This is a genomic window from Salinibacillus kushneri, from assembly GCF_900111405.1.
Lineage (GTDB): Bacteria > Bacillota > Bacilli > Bacillales > Alkalibacillaceae > Salinibacillus > Salinibacillus kushneri.
Genome location: NZ_FOHJ01000009.1, coordinates 19,422 through 40,415 on the forward strand (window position 1 = coordinate 19,422; position 20,994 = coordinate 40,415).

Consider the following 20,994-nt stretch of genomic DNA (forward strand, 5'->3'; position numbering starts at 1 on the left):
CTAATCTAGATTTTCAAACCTTTGAATGAATGTCAAAAGTTCGGATTTATCAATCGTTTCTTCACGGTTTACTCTTTCTTTTAATTCATGAATAAGTTCGTTTCTTTGCTTAAATTTGCGATAAAGATCAAGCTTTTCTTCATATTCTTCAAGCATAGATTCCGTTCTTCTTATATTATCATAAACGGCCTGTCTACTTACATCAAATTCTTCAGCTATCTCGCCTAATGAATAATCCTCTAAATAATACATTTCCATATAATTTTTTTGTTTAGGTGTTAATAACTTTTGGTAAAAATCAAATAGATAATTGATTCGGGTTGTTTTTTCCAGCAAGGTAAGCACCTCTTGTTAAGGGAATATCCTTTACATCTTAAATGGTAAGGGAACAAGTACAATGTGTCAAGGTATGGCTACTGCTCTTCATTTGTGTCTGGCTGTTGTTCAATTATGTCAGCAAATAGACCATAAACAAAAGAATTAGCATCAAATGGCTGTAAGTCTGCCACTTTCTCACCAAGCCCAACATATTTTACAGGAATGGATAACTCATTACGAATAGCTAATACAATCCCGCCTTTAGCCGTTCCATCTAATTTCGATAATACAATTCCTGAAACATCTGTTGCATCTGAAAATGTCTTGGCCTGACTCATAGCGTTTTGGCCTGTAGTCGCATCCAGAACTAATAGCACTTCATGTGGAGCATCAGGCACTTCCCGGGAAATCACACGTTTCACCTTTGCCAGTTCGTTCATCAGATTTACTTTATTTTGCAGTCTTCCCGCCGTATCACAAAGTAGCACATCAGCTTTTCTTGATTTAGCTGCCTGAATACCATCGTAAATGACTGCCGCTGGATCGCTCCCTTCATTGTGTTTAATGACTTCAACGCCAACTCGTTCTCCCCATACATCCAGCTGTTCAATAGCCCCTGCTCTAAATGTATCTCCAGCAGCAAGCATTACGGTTTTGCCTTCTTCTTTAAGTCGATGAGCAAGTTTTCCGATTGTAGTTGTTTTACCAACACCATTTACCCCTACAAATAAAATAACGGATAAACCTTCCTGATTTAGCTTAAGCTCTTCCACCTCTTCTTCCGCATCCCCATAATAAATCTCCACAAGTTTTTCTGAAATGACTTCAACAACTTCAGTGGTTTCTTTAATATTTCGACGTTTTACTTCCATTTCTAATTCTTCAATTAATTCCATCACCGTTTCCACCCCTACATCAGCGGAAATCAGTATTTCTTCAAGCTCTTCAAAAAAGTCTTCATCAACTTTTCGGTATTTCGCCACTAAATCATTCATTTTAGTAGCAAATGAATCTCTTGTTTTGGTTAATCCATCTTTAAACTTATCTGATACCTGTTCGGTTTGTTTACTAATTTTATCCTTTAATTTCTGAAAAAAACTCAAAACCTCATCCTTCCTTTCCTTATGCATTGACCATTTGATCGGTTTCTTCTAAACGTACGGATACGAGTTTAGATACACCCGATTCCTGCATAGTTACCCCGTATAGTACATCCGCTTCTTCCATCGTTCCTTTTCGATGGGTGATAACAATGAACTGTGTTTTTTCACTATAATCTTTTAAATACTGAGCAAACCGGTTAACATTAGCCTCATCAAGTGCCGCTTCTACTTCATCCAGTACACAGAACGGAACTGGTCGCACACGTAAAATGGCAAAAAGCAAAGCAATGGCTGTAAGTGCACGTTCACCTCCGGAAAGTAGTCCCAGATTTTGCAGCTTTTTACCCGGAGGTTGTGCGACAATATCCACTCCTGTTTCCAGTAAATCTTTTGGATCTGTTAGTTTTAGATCAGCTCGCCCCCCACCAAATAATTGTTGAAAGACATCTATAAATTCCCTCTGTACTTGTACGAACGTACCCTCAAAACGCGTCACCATTTCTTCATCCATCTCTTTAATGACCGCATATAACGTTTCTTTGGCATCTAATAAATCCTGTCTTTGGGTGGTTAAAAATTCGTAACGTTCTTGAATTCGCTTATATTCATCAATTGCTCCCAAATTGACCGTGCCCAGACGATCAATCTCCTCTTTTATTTGTTTTACTGTATTTTTGGCCTCTTCCACATCTTCTGTTCGACCAAAAGAGGATAACGCTTTTTCAAAGGAAAGCATATATTCTTCCTGTAGGACGCTTAGATGATTTTCCAATTCAACATCCAGGCGATTAGCCTTCACTTCTTTTTGCTGCAGGTCTTCTGTTAATTGATTCAGGATTCGATTTTTTTCTTTTATTTCGATTTCTAAATCCTCTGTTATTTGATTACGTTGCTGTCGATTTTCGCGTTTCGCTTTTAAATTTAGCTGCGTCTTGTGTTTTTCCTCTCGCTTCAAGGAAATGTCCTGTTCAATTTCTTCCGCTGTCTGTCCCTCTTCCTTCATAGTTTCCAGTGCTGTATGCTCTTCCTGAACCTGACTTTTTTGTGATTGTAAATCGGCTAGTTCATTTTTTGAACTGCTTACTTTCTCTCTTTGATTTTTTACATTTGTGTCTTGTTCAGCCAGTATAACTTGCATTTGATGGTATTCCTGCTGAATTTTTTCGCTTGATTCTTGTTGGTTATTAAGCTCATTTGTTAGCGTATCAATTTGGTTTTGCAGCTTTTCAGCTTCTTCTTCAAGTTCCTGCAAGCGATTCGTCAACGTCAACCGTGAATCCTGCCATTCCTTCTCTTCTGTTTGAAATTGCTCCTGCTCCTGATCATAGAGAGATAAGTGATCATTAACATTCGACCGTTTCAATTCAATCTCTCTTAAATCGCCTCGACGTTCATTCGCTGTAGATTTCAATTGATTGATTTCATCTTCCAGAGCCTGAACCTCTTCCTGTTTCTGATTTTGTTCATGGATTAACTGGTCAAGCTCATTTTCAAATGCTTTTGTTCTTTTCTCAAAATCCTCGAGTTTCTCTGTAACCTGCCCCAATTCTTTATCTCTCGTAAAGAGTGATTGATTTTTCTTCTTTTGGGCTCCACCCGTCATCGAACCTCCAGGATTAACTACATCACCATCAAGGGTAACGATACGAAAACGTCGTTGAAGAGAATTAGCTAAATCATTAGCATCTTTGAGATTTTTTGCGATGACAATATTTCCAAGCAAGGATTGAATGGCTTTTGAAAATTTTTGGTTGTAATCAATGAGCTGGTCCGCTATGCCGACAAAACCGGGATGACTTTCAATATTACGAGTCAAATGATCTGGTATACGTTTAGGTTGCATAGAAGGAAGAGGGAGAAAAGTAGCTCTTCCGTTATTGGTTTTTTTCAACCATTGAATTGCCTGGCGTGCATGATTTTCATTTTCCATAATAATATGCTGGGCTTGTCCACCAAGAGCGGTTTCGATAGCCAATACGTAGTCATCAGGAATTTGTATAGTTTCCGCGACTGCGCCGTGTATTCCCTGTAATTCATTTCGTTCTCTAGCTTTCAGAACAGCCTTTACACCGTGGAAAAAGCCAGAAAAGTCCTCCTTCATTTCCTCCAGCATTTCTTTTCTAGAACGAAGCTTATGAATATACTGATATCCCTGATTTAATTTTTTCTGTTTCTCTTCAATCTTTGTTTTTTGCTTTTCAAAAGCTTCTTTTTCTTTATGATATAATTGTTGTTTTTCTTCGGCCTTTTCCTCTATTTGTTGTAATTCCGCCGAGAATTTTTCCTGTTTCTGATCAATTTCTTTACGCTGATCTAATAATCCCTGGAAACGCTCAGTCATTTTACTCTTTTTTTGTTTGTTCTGTTCTAGACTTCGTTCAATACCCTGCAGTTCATTTCGCTTAGCAGCTTGTTCATTTAATAACTCAATATAGTCACTTTTTAACCCTTCTATCTTTTCCTCCATGCTTTCACGGGAGGTGCCAAGACTCTGTTCAAGGGCTTCTATTCTTTTTTTCGTTTCATTTCTTTCCGTAACGAGCTTTTTTAATTGTTCTTCATCAGCTGCTAACTGATGGTTTACATTTTCTATTTTTTCATTCAATCTCGATTCTTCATCAACTAACTTATCCTTATTTTCCTCATAATGTTTCCAGCGCTCATTAAACAAACGCTTACGTCCCTCTAAATTTTCTAATTCCTGAGTTAAGGACAGCATTTGATTTTGCATCTCTTCAATGGTCTGATCTAATCCTTGTATTTCAGCCTTCTCTTTTTCCAGCTTGGCCTCTTCCTGAGTTATATCTGTTTGTTTATGTAAAATATCCTGTTTTTGTTCTTCAATCTGACCTAGTAAGGATTGCCATTCTTTATTTAATCTCTCAATCTCCGTTACGAGTAAAGAAACCTCGTGTTTTTTTAGCTGATCCTTTTTTTCCAAGTATGTTTCAGCTGTTTCGGCCTGCTCTTTAAGAGGCTCAAGCTGACCTTCAATTTCATAAATAATATCTTCTACACGGTAGAGGTTTTCCTGCGTATCCGAAAGCTTCATCTCCGCTTTTTTCTTTCGCTGCTTATATTTTAAAACCCCAGCAGCCTCTTCAAAAATAGCACGACGTTCTTCCGGTTTTGAACTTAATATTTCTTCAACCCTTCCCTGACTGATGATTGAAAAGGCTTCTTTACCAAGTCCTGAATCCATAAACAGGTCAATAATATCCTTTAATCGACACGTCTGCTGATTAATAAAAAATTCACTTTCACCGGATCGATACACACGGCGAGTTATATTAACCTCCTGATAGTCTATAGGTAAAGCACTGTCTTCATTATCTAAAACTAACGAAACTTCAGCAAAGTTAAGCGCCTTTCTTGTATCACTGCCTGCAAAAATAATGTCTTCCATTTTGGACCCACGTAACGATTTGGCAGATTGCTCACCTAATACCCAGCGTATTGCGTCCGTAATATTACTCTTTCCGCTCCCATTAGGTCCAACAACGGCTGTGACACCCGGGACAAATTCAACTGAAATTCGCTCAGCAAAGGATTTAAATCCAACTGTATCTAATCGTTTGAGGAACATTCCGTTTTCCTCCCGTAAATTCTTTTCATAACACTTATGATTTTTCTTGTCATAGGTTTCCTTTTAACCTTGTATATTTTATCATAGAATATAAAATGAAAGAAGAAGATTATACATAAAGGAGTGTTGATGTGAGTTTAAAAGAAGCATCCGAGCAAAATTTATCTTATATTATTGAAGAGCTTATGAATGACTTGCAGGTTATTAATCGTAGCGTATTAGATCCCAAATATTTTGATGTTAAAGATTACCATGATATTAAATCCGTTTATGAGATGGTAAAAAGTAAAAATCAACTAAGCTTACCAGAATTACAAGCTATTATCGAGGAATTAAGGAAATTTAGAGTGCAATGAAAGTATACTAATTTTAATAGGTGCCAAAGCTTTCAAATCAGTTATTCAAAAGTTTTGGCACCTATTATTATCACTTTTTCTTTATTTTATCCAATGCTTCTTTAGCCGCATTTTGTTCTGCTTCTTTCTTCGTTCGACCGACCCCTTCACCACAAACATCATCCTGAATCGTTACTTCTGCAATAAATTCGCGGTGGTGTGCCGGACCTTTTTCATCGACAATTTTGTAATTGATTTGACCTTCTAAATCTTGTTGTACAACCTCTTGAAGCATACTTTTGTAATCCATGGTATGAGAAAAAGCACCTGGTTTTATTGTAGGAAATACATATTTATCCAAAAAATTCAAAACGGTACCAAACCCCTGATCTAAGTAAAGAGCGCCAATAAACCCTTCAAAGGCATCTGCTAATAGTGCCGGCCTGGTTCTTCCACCAGTCATTTCCTCACCCTTACCCAATAGGACTAAATCATTAAATTGAAGATTTTCGGCAAAATGGACGAGTGAAGGCTCACATACAATAGAAGCTCTAAATTTTGTCATTTCACCTTCATTCATCTTAGGATATTTTCGATATAAAAATTGGGATACAGCAAGCTCCAATACCGCATCACCTAAAAATTCCAGACGCTCATTATCTTCCAGACCACGATTCCGATGTTCATTCACATACGACGAATGGGTAAAAGACTGTTTTAATAACGGCTGATTATGAAACTTTACACCAATTTGCTCTTGAAATTGTTCAAAATTCACGTCTAGCTGCCACCTATCCTTGGATTTTGTTTTACATTTTAACCGAGATAAATGAATGGAAAGTCCTGCAATGGCAGGACTTTCCTATAAGGTCAATAACATAATTTCATAAATGTTTACTTAAGACTGTGACTTAGTTATGTAGTCCACAGCATCTCCAACGGTAGCAATTTTCTCTGCTTCCTCATCGGAAATCTCCATGTCAAATTCATCTTCTAACTCCATAACTAATTCTACTACATCTAGTGAATCAGCTTCCAAGTCATCACTAAAAGATGCTTCCATGGTCACTTTGGATTCATCTACCTCTAATTGGTTAACAATTACCTTTTTTACACGATCAAATACGTCTGCCATGTTGTCACCTCCCTTCCAGTAAGTGATTATAAAATATTGGTTTTCTTATTTAAAGTTGGCCTTCAGGGTATACCCACTAGTAAGGTATACCTTACATTACCATACCACCATCCACATGCAAGGTCTGTCCTGTCATGTAGTCTGCATCATCTGAAGCTAAAAATTTAACAACTTTTGCTACATTTTCAGGGTTTCCTAAACGATTTAGCGGAATTGTTGATAGCATCATTTCTCGCGTCTCATCATCAAGTTCATCTGTCATGTCTGTTGAAATATATCCTGGTGCCACAGCATTAACTAAAATATTACGGGATGCAAGCTCTTTTGCTGTTGTCTTCGTTAACCCTATCACACCTGCTTTGGCCGCAACATAATTTGCCTGGCCAGGGTTACCGGCAATTCCAACAATAGACGCGATATTAATAATACGGCCACTCTTCTGTCGCATCATTTGTCTAGTTACGGCTTTTGTCGTTAAGAAGACTCCTTTAAGATTTGTATCAATGACTTCATCAAAGTCTTCTTCTTTCATGCGCATAAGTAAATTGTCACGGGTAATTCCTGCATTATTCACTAATACATCTAATGAACCAAACGTATCAATAACCGATTTGACCATGCCCTTTACATCTTCAGCATTAGACACATTAGCCTGTACAGGAAAGGCTTTTCCACCTAACCGTTCAATTTCCTGAACGACTTCTTTCGCTTTTTGTTCATTACCTGCATAATTAACAGCTACATTTGCACCATTACGGGCTAATTCTAAAGCAATGGCTCGCCCAATTCCACGCGAAGCACCTGTAACCAAGGCATTCTTTCCATCTAACATTATGAATCCTCCTTATACCACTCAAGAAAAGCCTTCATAGAATCCGGATCCTGAACAGCAAATGTTTTCACTCTCCGTTTAACTTTACGGACTAACCCCGATAAAACCTTGCCATTCCCTACTTCCACAAACGCGTCGACGTCTTGTTCCAGCATGTTAGAAATAGTTTCCGAAAAACGAACGGGAGAATAAAGCTGTTTTATAAGAAGATTTTTAATTTCAGTCTGATCTTGTACTGGAGATGCTGTCACATTCGCATATACAGGGAAAATTGCATTTTGAATAGTTACTTGATTCAGTTCTGCTTCTAATTCACCACTTGCCGGTTCCATTAAGCGAGAGTGAAATGGACCACTAACGTTTAGTGGAAGTACACGTTTTGCTCCATTTTCCTTCAATTTATCAATGGCTTGATCAATTCCTTGTTTCGTACCAGATATAACAATCTGTCCAGGACAGTTGTCATTTGCAATATCAACCACTTCGCCATTTTCGGAGATTTCCGTTATGGTCTCCTGTATGGTTGATTCATCAAGACCTAATACCGCAGCCATTGAGCCTTTACCTGCTGGATAAGCCTTTTCCATTAAACGTCCTCTTGTTTGAACAAGTTTAAGACCATCTTCTGGTGAAAGAGCTTTAGCACTCACCAAAGCACTGTATTCTCCTAAACTATGGCCGGCTGCCATATCAGGATGTACACCCTCTTTTTCAAGAACCTTTAAAGCTGAAAGACTCGATAAAAGCAAGGCGGGCTGTGCATGTTCCGTTTTCGTAAGTTCCTCTGCTGGTCCTTCAAACATGAGCTTTTTAATAGGGACTTGTAACGTTTCTTCAGCTTGATCCACTAAAGCTTTTACATCTTCATCATGTTCATAAAAAGCTTTGGTCATACCAATCTCCTGAGAGCCCTGTCCAGGAAATAAGAATGCTACTTTTTTCATTCGTTCGCCTCCTCTGTGTTATAGGATTGTACCGTTTCTTCAATTTTAGTTGTCACATCTCTTTCTACTAACTGACACGCTTGTTGAATAGCATTGTATACAGCTGTAGCATTGGAGGAACCATGCGCCTTAATAACAGGTGCAGCTAAACCGAATAAACCTGCCCCTCCATATTCAGAATAATCAAGCTTTCCCTTCAATCCTTTCAAATCAGATTTCAGTACTCCAGCTGCTATTTTTGTTTTCATGTTTTTCATGAAAACTTCCTTTAACATTGAAAACATTCCTAAAGCTGTTCCTTCTATGGATTTGAGTGCAACATTACCTGAAAAACCATCGGTAACAACCACATCAGCTACACCATCTAAGAAGTCTCTGGCTTCAACGTTCCCTACAAAATTAATCGGTGCGTCCTCCATTAATTGAAAGGCTTTTTTCGCTAAATCCGTACCCTTTTGGTTTTCCGTTCCAACATTTAGCAAACCTACTCTTGGGCTTTGAATTCCACGGACTTTTTCTGCATAAATCGAGCCCATCAATCCGTATTGTAATAAATGTTGAGGCTTTGCATCTACATTAGCACCGACATCAAGCAGTAAAAATCCTTTTCCGTCTAGGGTAGGGAGTGTCGGACTTAATGCAGGGCGATCAATTCCTTTTATACGACCTACGATAAATAAACCTGCACTCATTAATGCGCCTGTGTTGCCCGCTGAAATACAGGCGTCTGCTCTTCCTTCCTTCACTTCATTTGCCATCATCACCATGGAAGCCTGTTTCTTACGTCTAACAGCCCGAACAGGCTCATCTTCAGTATTTATAACCTCTGTTGTATGTATAATTTCGATTCGATTGGTTTGAGTGAGATGCGGTTTTATTTGGTCCTCATCACCAACAAGTACGATGGATAAATCAGATATATTTTCAACCGCCATGCAAGCTCCCTTTACAATGGATTCAGGAGCATGATCTCCACCCATTGCATCTATTGCTAATTTCATTCGGTTGCCTCTCCTTTTTGTTCATTTGAGCGGTACATTTCAAATATCCCTTGAAAAACGAGTTCATTATCGACAAAGCTTTGTACAGATACAATGGTATGGTCTTTTTCATCGTTTCCCTTAACATCTGCTTTGGCGACAACACGTTCTCCCTCTTTTACCTGACGTTTAAATTGTATATCAGATCTGGCTGTTAACGCCAGTTCATCATTAATTACTGCCACAGCTAATGAATTAGCCTGGGCAAACAGGTGATGGCCTCTTGCGATTTTATTGCGTGAAAAAACGTGTTCTCTCCCTATGTCTAAAATGGAGATCGCACGCTCATCCAGCTCTAAATCAATTACTTCTCCTATTATTTCATCAATCGGCAAAGCTTTGACTGTTTCATTCCATTCGTTCGTAGCGACGGATTTAATACGTTCCCGGACTTCTGGTATAGAAAGCTCCATTCGGTCTAATCGAATGGTCTGTATACTGACTCCAAACTTCTTAGCAAGTTCTTCGTCTGTAATAAAAGGCATCGTAGTTATGGTTTCTTTTAATTCCGACTGTCGTTCTTTTTTTGTTTTTTTCATGAGTGACACCGTCCAGATTATGACTAGGTACTAATAGTAATATATAATACCTGAAGATTATATGCAATACTTTTTTCTAATCCAAAACCTGTCCTTTCACATAAGGGTCATTCTCTACTCTGGTCTTAAGTTTTTGATAGGATGGATCTGTAAATAATTTTCCTGATTCAATAATTTCAACCGCATCTTTTCTTGCTGTTTCTAAAGCACGATAATCTTGTACTAAATCAGCTACTTTAAACTCAGGCAATCCGCTTTGTTTTTTTCCAAAGAAATCGCCAGGTCCTCTTAGCTTCAAGTCATGCTCTGATAACTCAAATCCATCATTCGTTTCAGACATGATACGCATTCTTTCTTTACCCGTTTCACTTTTCGGATCAGCTAATAAAATGCAATAACTTTGCGCATCTCCTCTTCCTACACGACCTCTCAATTGGTGTAGCTGGGAAAGGCCGAAGCGTTCAGCATCATAAATGAACATAATCGTGGCATTAGGTACATTTACACCTACTTCAACTACTGTGGTAGAAACAAGAACGTGTAATTCATTATTAGCAAACTGCTGCATTACATCTTCTTTCTCATCAGTATGGAGGCGTCCATGCATTAAGCCTACTTTTACGTCATTAGGAAATAATGCTTTTAGTTGTTGATGAAGATCAACAGCATTTTGTATATCAAGCTTGTCTGATTCCTCCACAAGCGGGCATATTACATAGGCCTGATGCCCATTTTTCATTTCTTTATAAATAAATCGTAATACTCGATTTAACATATTTTCTTTCACCCAATAGGTTTCAACCGGCTTTCTTCCTTCTGGCATTTCATCAATAACGGAAACATCCATATCTCCAAATGAAGTAATGGCTAACGTCCTTGGAATAGGTGTTGCAGTCATAAATAACACATCAGGTTGTAACCCCTTGTCACGTAATGCCCGGCGTTGCTCAACTCCGAATCGATGTTGCTCATCTACAATCACAAATCCTAAATCATGAAAAAACACATCATCCTGAATGAGGGCATGTGTACCAACAATAATCTGAGCTTCATTTGATTCAATTTTATGTAAGATTTCCTTCCGTTTTTTTCCTTTAACAGAACCTGATAAAAGTACTACTTCTGCTTGATCAGCAAATAGCTCCTGCAAAGATTCATGGTGCTGCTCAGCTAATATTTCTGTTGGAACCATTAGAGCTCCCTGTTTACCTGCGCTAATTGCAGCATACAGACCAATCGCTGCTACAACCGTTTTACCAGAACCCACATCACCTTGTAATAATCGATTCATTCGATAAGGCCTTTGCAAATCGTTCAATATTTCCTCTAAGGCTTTAGATTGAGCCTCTGTAAGAGAAAATGGAAGACTTTGAACAAACGCATTCGTACGGTCAGAGTCGATTTTTATGGCATTTCCCATTGTTGCTTCTCTTTTTTGTTTTCGTAACCATTGCATTTTCAATTGGAATAAAAGTAATTCTTCATATATAAATCTTCTTTTGGCATGTTTTAAGAGGTGTCCGTTACCAGGGAAATGCATTTGCTCCAAGGCTTGGATACGCGGAGGAAGTTTATAGCTTGTTAAAAATTCTTCCGGGAGAATTTCTTCTATTTCATTCTTATAGGTTTGCAGAGCATACCGCATAGTTTTACGCAAAAACCCTAGCGATACCTTTCCTCTTAGGGAGTATACGGGCTGAATAGTATCCTTTTCTTTCACTTTACCTTTTTTAAATTGACTTACTGTAATTTGCAGACGATGTTGATCCCATTTACCTATAACCGTAATCAGTTCACCTTGCTTCAAATGCTTCTTCACGTATGTCTGATTAAAAAAGACCGCTTTTACTGCGATTTGATCAATCTCCAAAGTAACAACCAGGCGTGATTTTTTTCGTCCATAAAAGGCCAGGGAAGGTTCCGATACAACCTTCCCTACTAGTGTTGCTTTTTCTTGATGTTCAAGCTCTGTTATGGGCTTAATTTCATGAACATCGTATCGGAATGGAAAATAAAATAGAAAATCTTCAACCGTTTCAATTCCCATCTCGTACAAGTCACTTTCTATTTTTTCTCCTATTCCTTTGATATTTGAAACGGGTACATTAGATAACAAGTTTCTCACTCTTTCTGTAACGAGGTTCCATAAATTTGTTCTTCAATCGCCCTACCTGTAGGGGTTGCAGCCAGACCACCCTGCGCAGTCTCTTTGAAGGCAACAGGCATACGCTGTCCAATTCGAAACATTGCTTCAATTACTTCATCACATGGAATGCGGCTCGTTACACCTGCTAACGCCATATCAGCAGATACCATAGCATTTGAAGCACCCATAGCATTACGTTTTACACATGGGACCTCAACAAGGCCTGCAACTGGGTCACAGACTAGACCTAACATGTTTTTCAAGGTGATAGCCATCGCCTCTGCAGACTGTTGAGGGGTTCCCCCGGCCATTTCAACAATTGCGGCAGATGCCATTCCTGCAGCAGACCCTACTTCCGCCTGACAGCCACCTGCAGCCCCTGAAATCGAAGCATTATTAGCTATAACTTGGCCAAAGGCTCCTGAAGTAAATAAGTAGCGAATCATTTCCTCTCTGGTAGGATGTAATTTTTCTTTTACAGCGAATAAGGTTCCCGGTACACATCCTGCACTTCCCGCAGTAGGTGTCGCACAGATAATTCCCATCGCTGCGTTCACTTCATTTGTAGCAACTGCCTTACTTACTGCATCTAAAAGCAAATGACCTGATAAAGGTTCAGCATTTTTCATATAGTTTTGGATTAATACAGCATCTCCACCTGTTAAACCTGAACGGGATTTGACCCCTTTCAAACCGTCTTCAACTGCTTTTTCCATCACGGATAAATTCTCATCCATCTGTTCCATGACTTTTTCTCTGGACTTTTCGGTTACTTCCATTTCCTGACGAATCATCACTTCAGAAATGGGTATATTTTGGCTTTCGGCAAGCTCTACTAATTGACGGACATTTTTAAACAAACAATCCCCCTCCCTTTCTGTAAAGGTTAGTCCGAAACTCTAACCACTTGCATTATATGATTTTCTTTTTCTAATTGAGTGATAATTTCCGGATCTATCTTTTGGTCAGTTTCAATGACCATTAAGGCTTCCTGACCTTGTTCGCGTCTCGAAACCTCCATATGACCAATGTTAATTTCATATTTTGCTAGTATTTGTGTTACTGAAGCAATAGCTCCAAATCGATCATTATGCATGACTAAAATGGCTGGATGGTGTCCGGTAAGTTTTAAGTCAAATCCATTTAATTCAGTGATTTCTGCTTTTCCGCCACCAATTGAAACGCCTACAAGTTCAATCTCTTTATGATTATCACCCGTTTGTATTCTTGCAGTATTGGGGTGTTCGGTTTTGGCTGACTCTTCGATAAATTCGATTTCAATTCCTTTTTCCTTTGCAATCGTTATCGAATCACCCAATCTCGTATCAAACGTATCAAAGTCTAGCAAACCACCAACAATAGCAACATCTGTACCATGTCCTTTATACGTATCTGCAAATGAACCGTATAGAAAAATCTTCGCCCATGCAGGTTCATTGCCTAAAAGCTGTCTGGCCATTCGCCCAATTCTTAAAACTCCCGCTGTATGCGAACTAGATGGCCCCACCATTACAGGACCAATAATGTCAAAAACAGAACGATATTTCATACTTTCACCATCCTACAAACATCTCTTATTTCTATTTTATCCGTAAAACGCGAATATGCCAAATAAAAATTGGGTAAAAAAGCTTAAAGAGCCCATTTACATCCCTGCTATATAAAATCACCGTAAAGTTACACGCATTTCATAAGAGTGATTGCTAACGTTAACGAAGGGTAAGAGCCTGTAGCTTACCATACACAAAAGTGGAGAGGTGGTTTTGGCTAGAAGACAATGATAAGGTCTGGAAGAGAGGTATTCTAATTAAGATTCAATCATGTAAGCTTGTTTTGATAAAAAACCAGAGGATAGGTTTCCTCTGGTTCACATAACTTATTATTCAACTGAAAAAATAAAAGAATAGATGGGCTGCTTGCCTTGATGCACTTCAACCTCCAGGTCATCAAAGTTTTCCTCAATATATGCCTGAATTTCATCAACCTCTTCGTCGGTACCCTCTTCTCCTTGCAGGATAGTTACAATTTCATCTTCTTCATCATCAATCATTGTCGTTAGCAATTCTTTCATGACACTCATTTTATCTTCATTTGTGGATTGAATACTTCCGTCTGCAATCCCCATATAATTCCCTTTTTCAATCGTCATTCTATCGATTTGAGTGTCACGTACAGCATATGTGATCTGACCTGTTTTCACTTCTTGTGCTGCATCCTTCATCACTTTTCCATTTTCCTGTAAAGATTTTTCTGGATGGAACATAAGTAAAGCACTCATCCCCTGAGGAACTGTCTTGGTTGGAACCACTTCAACCTCAACATCTACTAGTTCTGCAGCTTGTTGAGCAGACATAACAACATTTTTATTATTTGGCATTACAAATACCTTTTTGGCGTTCGCTTGGTTGATGGCATCAGCAATATCTTGTGTGCTAGGGTTCATGGTTTGTCCACCTTCAATCACAACGGTGGCACCCAGGCTCTCAAATAATTGTTTTATTCCATCCCCCATAGCAACGGTTACAATCCCGTATTCAGCTAGTTCTTGTTTTTTTTCAGGACTTCCCTTTTTTTCATCTCCAACGATATCTGTATGCTGTTTACGCATGTTCTCAATTTTTAAGTTAATCAAACTGCCGTATTTTTGTCCAAAATTAAGAACCTCTCCGGGATATTCCGCGTGTACGTGTACTTTAACAAGTTCATCATCAGAAACGACTAGTAGTGAATCGCCATGTTGACTTAAAGTATTTCGGAAGGATTCTTCATCAAAAGGGTTTTCCTTAAGCTTATCTTCTTCAAATTTAACCATAAACTCCGTGCAATAACCATATTCAATCTCTGATGTGTCCATAAAATCCTGATGCATTTTATGATGTTCAGCACTTACCATATCGTCCATACTAACTTGAGCATCTGTCTGTTCAGGAACTTCTTCTCCTTTTAAAGAAGCCAAAAAGCCTTCATAGACCGTAACCAATCCCTGGCCACCACTATCAACAACTCCAACCTCTTTTAACACAGGTAACAGCTCAGGGGTTTTTTCTAGTGATTTTTTGGCTGCATTTAAAATGATCTCCATTAATTCCGTCACATCATCAACCGAATTCGAAGCATCTTTTCCCGCCTGAGCAGCATCTTTTGCTACAGTAAGAATTGTCCCTTCAACCGGCTTCATAACTGCCTTATAAGCTGTCTCAACTCCTGCATCAAAAGCGTCGGCAAAATCTGATATATGTAGAACCTCTTTATCTTTAATCGATTTAGAAAAGCCTCGAAATAATTGCGACAAAATTACACCGGAGTTTCCTCTTGCTCCCATTAATAAGCCTTTTGCTAACGTTTCACCAATGGACCCAACATGATTGGATGTAGCCTTCTTCACTTCATCCGCACCAGATGTCATCGTTAAATTCATATTGGTTCCTGTATCACCATCAGGGACCGGAAATACATTTAATGCATCAATCATTTTGGCGTTATTTGTTAAATGGGTTGCTCCCAGCAAAACCATTTGCGAAAATGTTTCACCATCTATTGTCTTTACCGTCACGACACTTCCTCCTTCATACTTATCTCGTGTAAGAATAAAGCTTGCTTACACGTGCCTAGCGATATTGATCCTAAGCATTGATGACTCGAACTCCTTGAACATAAATATTCACGGAGTCAACTGACAATCCTACTGTTTTATTTAAAGTATATTTCACTTGGTTTTGAACATTATGAGCTACTTCGGAAATCTTAGTTCCATAACTTACAATAATATACATATCAATATGAATTTTATCTTCTTCTTGACGTACTACAATGCCTTTAGAGAAATTTTCTTTTCGTAATATCTCGGCAAGTCCATCTCTTAATTGTTTTTTTGAAGCCATTCCAACGATTCCGTAGCATTCAACGGCAGCCCCGCCTGCTACTGTGGAAATCACCTCATTTGAAATGGTTACATGACCATATTCATTCTGCAAATCAATGGACATATGAATCCTCCTCTACAATTCACTTAACTCATGGATATTTTACTACAAAGACCTTCGTTTTAAAAGATAAGCTATATATGAATACAAATTCCCCTTCATACAATGGCCTAAAATGAACTTAATGTCAAGCATTTTTACTTTAACCCTTAAAGGATGGAAAAACCTTCTTATTTACTATCAGGATAAGAAGACAAATCGCCTGTTTCACATTGCATTCTAGTACTGTTTGTGATAAATTAATTTAGTATGTACTGCATATAGTATGATACTGAATTAGGAGGGAATTAGAATGTCTCGTAAATGTGCTGTTACTGGACGTCAGACACGTTCTGGAAATAGTCGTTCACACGCAATGAATGCGAATAAACGTAAATGGAAATCCAATGTTCAAAAGGTACGTGTTATGATTGACGGAAAACCTCAAAAAGTTTATGTTTCTGCTCGTGCTTTGAAATCCGGCAAAATTAAGCGTGCATAATGAACATCATTTAGAAGACTCGCATTCGCTTTTTACGCGAATGCGTTTGTTTTTTTATAGTACGTTAAATTTTACCGTACAAAAAAAGCTGTCAGACTATCTTGTTTGACAGCTTTTTTTGATGGACCTGTACCATATTGCTGTTGGGACCAAACCGACTTCATTCCTTTCTGAAAATCCCAATAATCCCTTTGACCATTCCACCGAGAAACCTTGGGAGTTTAATCGTATAAAATTTCATCAGATCCCCCTCCTCTAGCGATCAAATCAAGATTCCACAATACCATATGATGAAATGAAGACGCATTATTCGTGGACATCATCGCTCCTTACAACTAATAATATGCCTTCATCAAATGAAAAAGTACCTTTTTTTCCAATTAAACGATTAGAAGTGGACAAGGTTGATCCAAATTCAAGCGTAGCATTGGTTAACGGGTAATAAAATCCTTTCAGGGTCAGGTTTTTAATCTGCGGTGTTTGTGGAATCAATGAAAGATTCCCATATTTTTCATCATATTCTACTATATGCACACCTGCCCTTTTTAGTTCAATATGATTTTTTTTATCTATAATCATTCCCCTTATTTGACCATTAAGATTGGAAAGCTGATATAAAAGCTGAATGTTGATAAGTTCATGATCCAATCTCCCGCCTGTAACCCCAAACATATAAATCTGCTCTGGATTCATATCTATAGCTCGTTTTAAAGCTAGTTCCAAATCAGTCTGATCTTTTTCTACAGGATAGGTTTTTATATTTTTGACTTTTGTCTGTAATTTTTTCCATTCATCCTTCGTAATGGAATCAAAATCGCCTACTGCGTAATTCGGAATGATTCTCTGATTAAGCAAATAGAGGTTCCCCCGGTCCGCCCCGATCCAAATCATATTTTCATTATACATATATAGTGCCGGAATCATATCTTCAGGTCCACCCCCTACAATACCGACATTCGTCATCACTTAGTCCTCCCTCCATAAACAAAGCTGCCTTGTTGGCAGCTTTGTAACGTTAAACACGTATTTCTTCCATCGCTTTTTTTCGATTTTTTGCTTTAAAAATAGCACTTCCAGCAACCAATACATTTGCCCCAGCTTCTACGCATAATGCTGCAGTATCTTTATTCACACCACCATCGACTTCAATTTCAAACGTAAGGTTTTCCTCTCTTTTCCATGCTGCAATTTGAGCAATCTTTGGAATTACGGAATGAATAAAGGCCTGTCCGCCAAATCCAGGATTTACAGTCATTAATAAGACAAGATCTACATCAGGTAAGATAGGTTTTATAGCCTCTGCAGGAGTAGCAGGATTTATCACTACACCTGCTTTGACCCCTTCCTGTTTAATCATCTCAATGGTTCTATGTAAGTGAACACAGGCTTCCTGATGAACTGTAATAATATCTGCACCTGCTTGAGCAAATGCTGACACATAATTCTCAGGTTTCTCAATCATTAAATGAACATCTAATGGAAGCTTGGTACTCGGTCGAATCGCTTCTACAATTAGGGGACCAATAGTAATATTGGGAACAAAATGTCCATCCATAATATCGACATGAACATAATCTGCTCCTGCCTGTTCCACTTCCTTTACTTCTTCCCCTAACTTGGCAAAATCAGCTGATAATATTGAAGGAGATAGTTTAGTCACATTTAATACCTCGGCTTTCTTGATTGAATTTCATCTAAAAATTGCAAGTAATGATTGTAACGAAAGTCAGGGATTTCCCCTGAATCAACGGCATCCTTCACCGCACATTTCGGCTCTTTAAAATGCTTGCAGCCTCTAAATTTACAATCATTCTGCCTTTCCACCATTTCCGGAAAGCATTCCGGGAGCTCATCTGCCTCAATTTCCCGAAAATCCAATGAACTAAATCCCGGGGTATCTGCTACATACCCCTGATGTAAAGAAATGAACTCAACATGTCTTGTTGTATGCTTTCCCCGCCCTAATGTTTCTGAAATATTTCCTACTTTTAAATCTAAACCAGGTTTAAGAGCATTTAATAAGGAGGATTTCCCTACTCCGGATTGTCCTGCTATAACTGATGCTTTCCCTCTTATATATGGAATCATTTGTTGTACTTGTTCTTTATCCTTAAAGGATAAAAGGACAACAGAATATCCTATGTTTTCATACATCTGTTGGAAGGTTTCCATTTCCTTTTTTACATCTGGCTTTACCAGGTCCATTTTGGTAATCACAATAATGGGTTCTATCCGTTTAGCCTCATTTAATACGAGGAAACGATCTAACAGTAAAGCATTAAAATCAGGTTCCCTGGCAGATGTGACAATAATAGCCTGATCAATATTAGCAATTGGCGGGCGGACTAATTCATTCTTCCGTTCAGAAATTCCTGTAACAAAGCCATGTCCATTATCTGTAATATCAATTTCCACCCTATCACCAACCAGGGGTGTGATCTTTTGCTTTCTGAAAAGTCCTCTCCCCCTGCATTGATAAATTTGTCCACTTTCCACCTCTACATAATAAAACCCGCTTAACGCTTTTACGATTTTCCCTTTGGTCATTCGGTTAATCTCCACCTTCTGGATTGTTCGTGAATTCGTCTGTATCATCTACTTTACCATTAACTAGAATTCGATAGCTTCCTGTTTCCCCTGGTGCAACTGTTAAATCAAATTCATACGTTTTATCTTCTGTAATTTCTTCACTAATAAATGGAGTTGATCCATCGTTATTCATATCTTCTATATAAATTTCTACACTCGTCACATTTTGGTCCTGTTTATTCTCTTGTCCTTCATCGTTGCCCTGATTGCTATCTTCTACTTCTACCGTATGTTCAACTGAAAAACTCTTAGGTTTTGGTTCTGGTCCTTTTGAAATGACAACAGAAATTTCAGTTCCCTCTTCAACTTCTTCAGAAGCTGCTGGATCCTGGCTGATAACACGGCCTTTTTCTACTTCGTCTGAATATTCTTCTTTAGGATCAGAAGACATCGATAAATTATGTTCACTTATATACTGATCTACTTCCTCTAAGGTAGATCCTCTTAGTGATTGAAGGGTGACGGTTGGTGGTCCGGTACTCACCTCAAAACGAACCGATGTATCCTCAGGAATAACAGGAGATTCAGCTGTTGGGTCCTGGGATATAATTTCACCTACAGGTCTATCCGACTCTACACCAAAGTCTTTAATGTCATCATACCCCATCCCCTCCAGGATTTGTTGTACCTGATCATATTGTTGACCTACATAATTGCCAAATTCCTCTTTTTCTTTCCCTATACTCGTAATAATGGTTACCGTTGATCCTTCTCTTACAATCGATCCAGCTCCAGGCTCTGTTTCAATAACATTGCCTTCTTCAACTGAATCTGAATTTCTGGACTCATTTTCTATTTCCACATTTATCTTATTTAATTCATTCACAGCTTCTTCGTATGTTAAACCGGAAACATCCATAATTTCCACTTCATCCGGCATTAATAATTTTGGTAACACAAACAATGCAAACAGGCCAGCAACAATCAATACGGCTAATATGGAAAAGGTCCACACCTTCCATTTCTCTTTCTTTTTCTTTGGCTTCTCATCATTTTGGGGCTCCTGTTTTTTGTGAACAACAGTATCTCCAGTATGATCATCCGCCATTTCATTATCATTCGTAATAACAGGTATAGCCTTTGTTTCTTCCCCCTCTTCCTCAGGAGGTGAAAACTTCTCTTCATTCATCCGACTGGGTAATAAGGCTGTCGCTAAATCCTCTTCAAATTGTTGTGCACTATCATAACGGTGAAATGGATTTTTCGCTGTAGCCTTCAGGACTACATTTTCTACACTTTGAGGAATATCTGGTACCCATCTGCGTACAGATGGCGTTTCACTTTGTAAATGCTTTAAGGCAATTGAAACAGCCGATTCACCTGAAAATGGAAGTCTCCCGGTCAGCATTTCAAAAAATACAATACCCAATGAGTATATATCAGACTTTTTAATGGCCGTACCACCTCTAGCCTGTTCTGGTGACAGATAATGAACAGAACCAAGCACCGAATTCGTCTGTGTTACACTTGTGTGGCTTAGTGCCATAGCAATTCCAAAATCGGTTACTTTAGCAATTCCTTTTTCATCAATTAAAATATTTTGAGGCTTTAAATCTCTATGAATAATTTCATTATGATGGGCATGAGTTATGGCTGATGTGATTTGTTTCATTATATCGACAGCTTCATCAACAGGGAGTGGACCGTACAACTGAATGTATTGTTTGAGAGTCATCCCTTTGACATACTCCATGACAATATAATAAATATTGTCATTATCGTCTTCTTCCCCTACATCATATATATTCACAATATTTGGGTGGGATAAGCTTATAGTAGATTGAGCTTCCCGCCGAAATCTTTCAATAAACTCTTCATCATGGGCATACTCCATGCGCAATGCTTTTATTGCAACATCACGTTCCAGGATTAAATCATGGGCGAGATAAACATTCGCCATGCCTCCTCCACCAATGGTGTCGGTAATTTTATATCTATCATTTAAAACTTGTCCTTCAAACAC

At 38.4% G+C, this 20,994-nt stretch carries 21 protein-coding genes; 2 read left to right on the forward strand and 19 right to left on the reverse strand.

All coding sequences use genetic code 11. The features are described 5' to 3' along the window. The 3 genes from BMX63_RS12790 to smc all read right to left on the reverse strand — a co-directional run bounded on the left by BMX63_RS12790 (nucleotide 1) and on the right by smc (nucleotide 5,007). Nucleotides 1-336, reverse strand: a complete 336-nt coding sequence (locus BMX63_RS12790; protein ID WP_093136342.1) for a putative DNA-binding protein — start codon at nucleotides 334-336, stop codon at nucleotides 1-3. Between the two features lie 77 nt (nucleotides 337-413). Beyond that, complete coding sequence (ftsY, locus tag BMX63_RS12795; RefSeq protein ID WP_093136345.1) at nucleotides 414-1,421, reverse strand: signal recognition particle-docking protein FtsY; 1,008 nt, start codon at nucleotides 1,419-1,421, stop codon at nucleotides 414-416. Between the two features lie 19 nt (nucleotides 1,422-1,440). Beyond that, complete coding sequence (gene smc / locus BMX63_RS12800; RefSeq protein ID WP_093136348.1) at nucleotides 1,441-5,007, reverse strand: chromosome segregation protein SMC; 3,567 nt, start codon at nucleotides 5,005-5,007, stop codon at nucleotides 1,441-1,443. A 131-nt stretch (nucleotides 5,008-5,138) separates the two neighbouring features. Between smc and BMX63_RS12805 the strand changes: the two genes are divergently transcribed. Then, nucleotides 5,139-5,363, forward strand: a complete 225-nt coding sequence (locus tag BMX63_RS12805) for a DUF1128 family protein (protein ID WP_093136350.1) — start codon at nucleotides 5,139-5,141, stop codon at nucleotides 5,361-5,363. Nucleotides 5,364-5,433: 70 nt separating this feature from the next. Here the strand turns inward: BMX63_RS12805 and rnc are convergent, their stop codons facing one another. The 11 genes from rnc to BMX63_RS12860 form a co-directional block, all read right to left on the reverse strand. Continuing rightward, nucleotides 5,434-6,120 (reverse strand): ribonuclease III, encoded by a 687-nt coding sequence (rnc, locus tag BMX63_RS12810; RefSeq protein WP_177167306.1) that lies wholly within the window; start codon nucleotides 6,118-6,120, stop codon nucleotides 5,434-5,436. Nucleotides 6,121-6,240: 120 nt separating this feature from the next. Then, on the reverse strand, nucleotides 6,241-6,477 hold the full coding sequence (gene acpP, locus BMX63_RS12815; protein WP_093136357.1) for an acyl carrier protein: 237 nt from the start codon (nucleotides 6,475-6,477) through the stop codon (nucleotides 6,241-6,243). Between the two features lie 91 nt (nucleotides 6,478-6,568). Then, nucleotides 6,569-7,309 carry a 3-oxoacyl-[acyl-carrier-protein] reductase gene (gene fabG / locus BMX63_RS12820; protein ID WP_093136360.1) on the reverse strand — a complete coding sequence of 247 codons (741 nt, stop codon included), beginning with the start codon at nucleotides 7,307-7,309 and terminating at the stop codon, nucleotides 6,569-6,571. Then, the gene (fabD, locus tag BMX63_RS12825; protein ID WP_093136363.1) at nucleotides 7,309-8,253 is read right to left on the reverse strand and encodes an ACP S-malonyltransferase; all 945 of its coding nucleotides are present in this window, start codon (nucleotides 8,251-8,253) and stop codon (nucleotides 7,309-7,311) included. The genes fabG and fabD overlap by 1 nt, the downstream gene beginning before the upstream one ends. Further along, on the reverse strand, nucleotides 8,250-9,254 hold the full coding sequence (plsX, locus tag BMX63_RS12830) for a phosphate acyltransferase PlsX (RefSeq protein ID WP_093136365.1): 1,005 nt from the start codon (nucleotides 9,252-9,254) through the stop codon (nucleotides 8,250-8,252). Before plsX ends, fabD begins: the two co-directional genes overlap by 4 nt. Further along, on the reverse strand, nucleotides 9,251-9,832 hold the full coding sequence (gene fapR / locus BMX63_RS12835; protein WP_093136368.1) for a transcription factor FapR: 582 nt from the start codon (nucleotides 9,830-9,832) through the stop codon (nucleotides 9,251-9,253). The genes plsX and fapR overlap by 4 nt, the downstream gene beginning before the upstream one ends. A gap of 76 nt (nucleotides 9,833-9,908) precedes the next feature. Further along, a complete protein-coding gene (gene recG, locus BMX63_RS12840; RefSeq protein ID WP_093136371.1) occupies nucleotides 9,909-11,948 on the reverse strand; it encodes an ATP-dependent DNA helicase RecG in 2,040 nt (679 codons plus the stop codon). Between the two features lie 5 nt (nucleotides 11,949-11,953). After that, nucleotides 11,954-12,838, reverse strand: a complete 885-nt coding sequence (sdaAA, locus tag BMX63_RS12845) for an L-serine ammonia-lyase, iron-sulfur-dependent, subunit alpha (RefSeq protein ID WP_093136374.1) — start codon at nucleotides 12,836-12,838, stop codon at nucleotides 11,954-11,956. Nucleotides 12,839-12,864: 26 nt separating this feature from the next. Next, nucleotides 12,865-13,527, reverse strand: coding sequence for an L-serine ammonia-lyase, iron-sulfur-dependent subunit beta (gene sdaAB, locus BMX63_RS12850; protein WP_093136377.1), 663 nt, complete (start codon nucleotides 13,525-13,527; stop codon nucleotides 12,865-12,867). Between the two features lie 330 nt (nucleotides 13,528-13,857). Further along, nucleotides 13,858-15,531, reverse strand: coding sequence for a DAK2 domain-containing protein (locus tag BMX63_RS12855; RefSeq protein ID WP_093136381.1), 1,674 nt, complete (start codon nucleotides 15,529-15,531; stop codon nucleotides 13,858-13,860). Between the two features lie 70 nt (nucleotides 15,532-15,601). After that, the gene (locus tag BMX63_RS12860) at nucleotides 15,602-15,964 is read right to left on the reverse strand and encodes an Asp23/Gls24 family envelope stress response protein (RefSeq protein ID WP_093136384.1); all 363 of its coding nucleotides are present in this window, start codon (nucleotides 15,962-15,964) and stop codon (nucleotides 15,602-15,604) included. Nucleotides 15,965-16,253: 289 nt separating this feature from the next. Here BMX63_RS12860 and rpmB point away from each other — a divergent pair, with 289 nt between their 5' ends. Then, nucleotides 16,254-16,442 (forward strand): 50S ribosomal protein L28, encoded by a 189-nt coding sequence (gene rpmB / locus BMX63_RS12865; RefSeq protein WP_093136387.1) that lies wholly within the window; start codon nucleotides 16,254-16,256, stop codon nucleotides 16,440-16,442. A gap of 160 nt (nucleotides 16,443-16,602) precedes the next feature. Here rpmB and spoVM read toward each other — a convergent pair whose 3' ends face one another. The 5 genes from spoVM to pknB all read right to left on the reverse strand — a co-directional run bounded on the left by spoVM (nucleotide 16,603) and on the right by pknB (nucleotide 20,994). After that, on the reverse strand, nucleotides 16,603-16,683 hold the full coding sequence (spoVM, locus tag BMX63_RS18865) for a stage V sporulation protein SpoVM (RefSeq protein WP_093136389.1): 81 nt from the start codon (nucleotides 16,681-16,683) through the stop codon (nucleotides 16,603-16,605). Between the two features lie 65 nt (nucleotides 16,684-16,748). Further along, nucleotides 16,749-17,405 carry a thiamine diphosphokinase gene (locus BMX63_RS12875; RefSeq protein WP_093136392.1) on the reverse strand — a complete coding sequence of 219 codons (657 nt, stop codon included), beginning with the start codon at nucleotides 17,403-17,405 and terminating at the stop codon, nucleotides 16,749-16,751. Between the two features lie 52 nt (nucleotides 17,406-17,457). Then, nucleotides 17,458-18,102, reverse strand: a complete 645-nt coding sequence (gene rpe, locus BMX63_RS12880) for a ribulose-phosphate 3-epimerase (RefSeq protein ID WP_093136395.1) — start codon at nucleotides 18,100-18,102, stop codon at nucleotides 17,458-17,460. A gap of 2 nt (nucleotides 18,103-18,104) precedes the next feature. Continuing rightward, nucleotides 18,105-18,989 carry a ribosome small subunit-dependent GTPase A gene (rsgA, locus tag BMX63_RS12885; RefSeq protein ID WP_093136398.1) on the reverse strand — a complete coding sequence of 295 codons (885 nt, stop codon included), beginning with the start codon at nucleotides 18,987-18,989 and terminating at the stop codon, nucleotides 18,105-18,107. A 4-nt stretch (nucleotides 18,990-18,993) separates the two neighbouring features. After that, on the reverse strand, nucleotides 18,994-20,994 hold the full coding sequence (gene pknB, locus BMX63_RS12890; protein ID WP_093136400.1) for a Stk1 family PASTA domain-containing Ser/Thr kinase: 2,001 nt from the start codon (nucleotides 20,992-20,994) through the stop codon (nucleotides 18,994-18,996).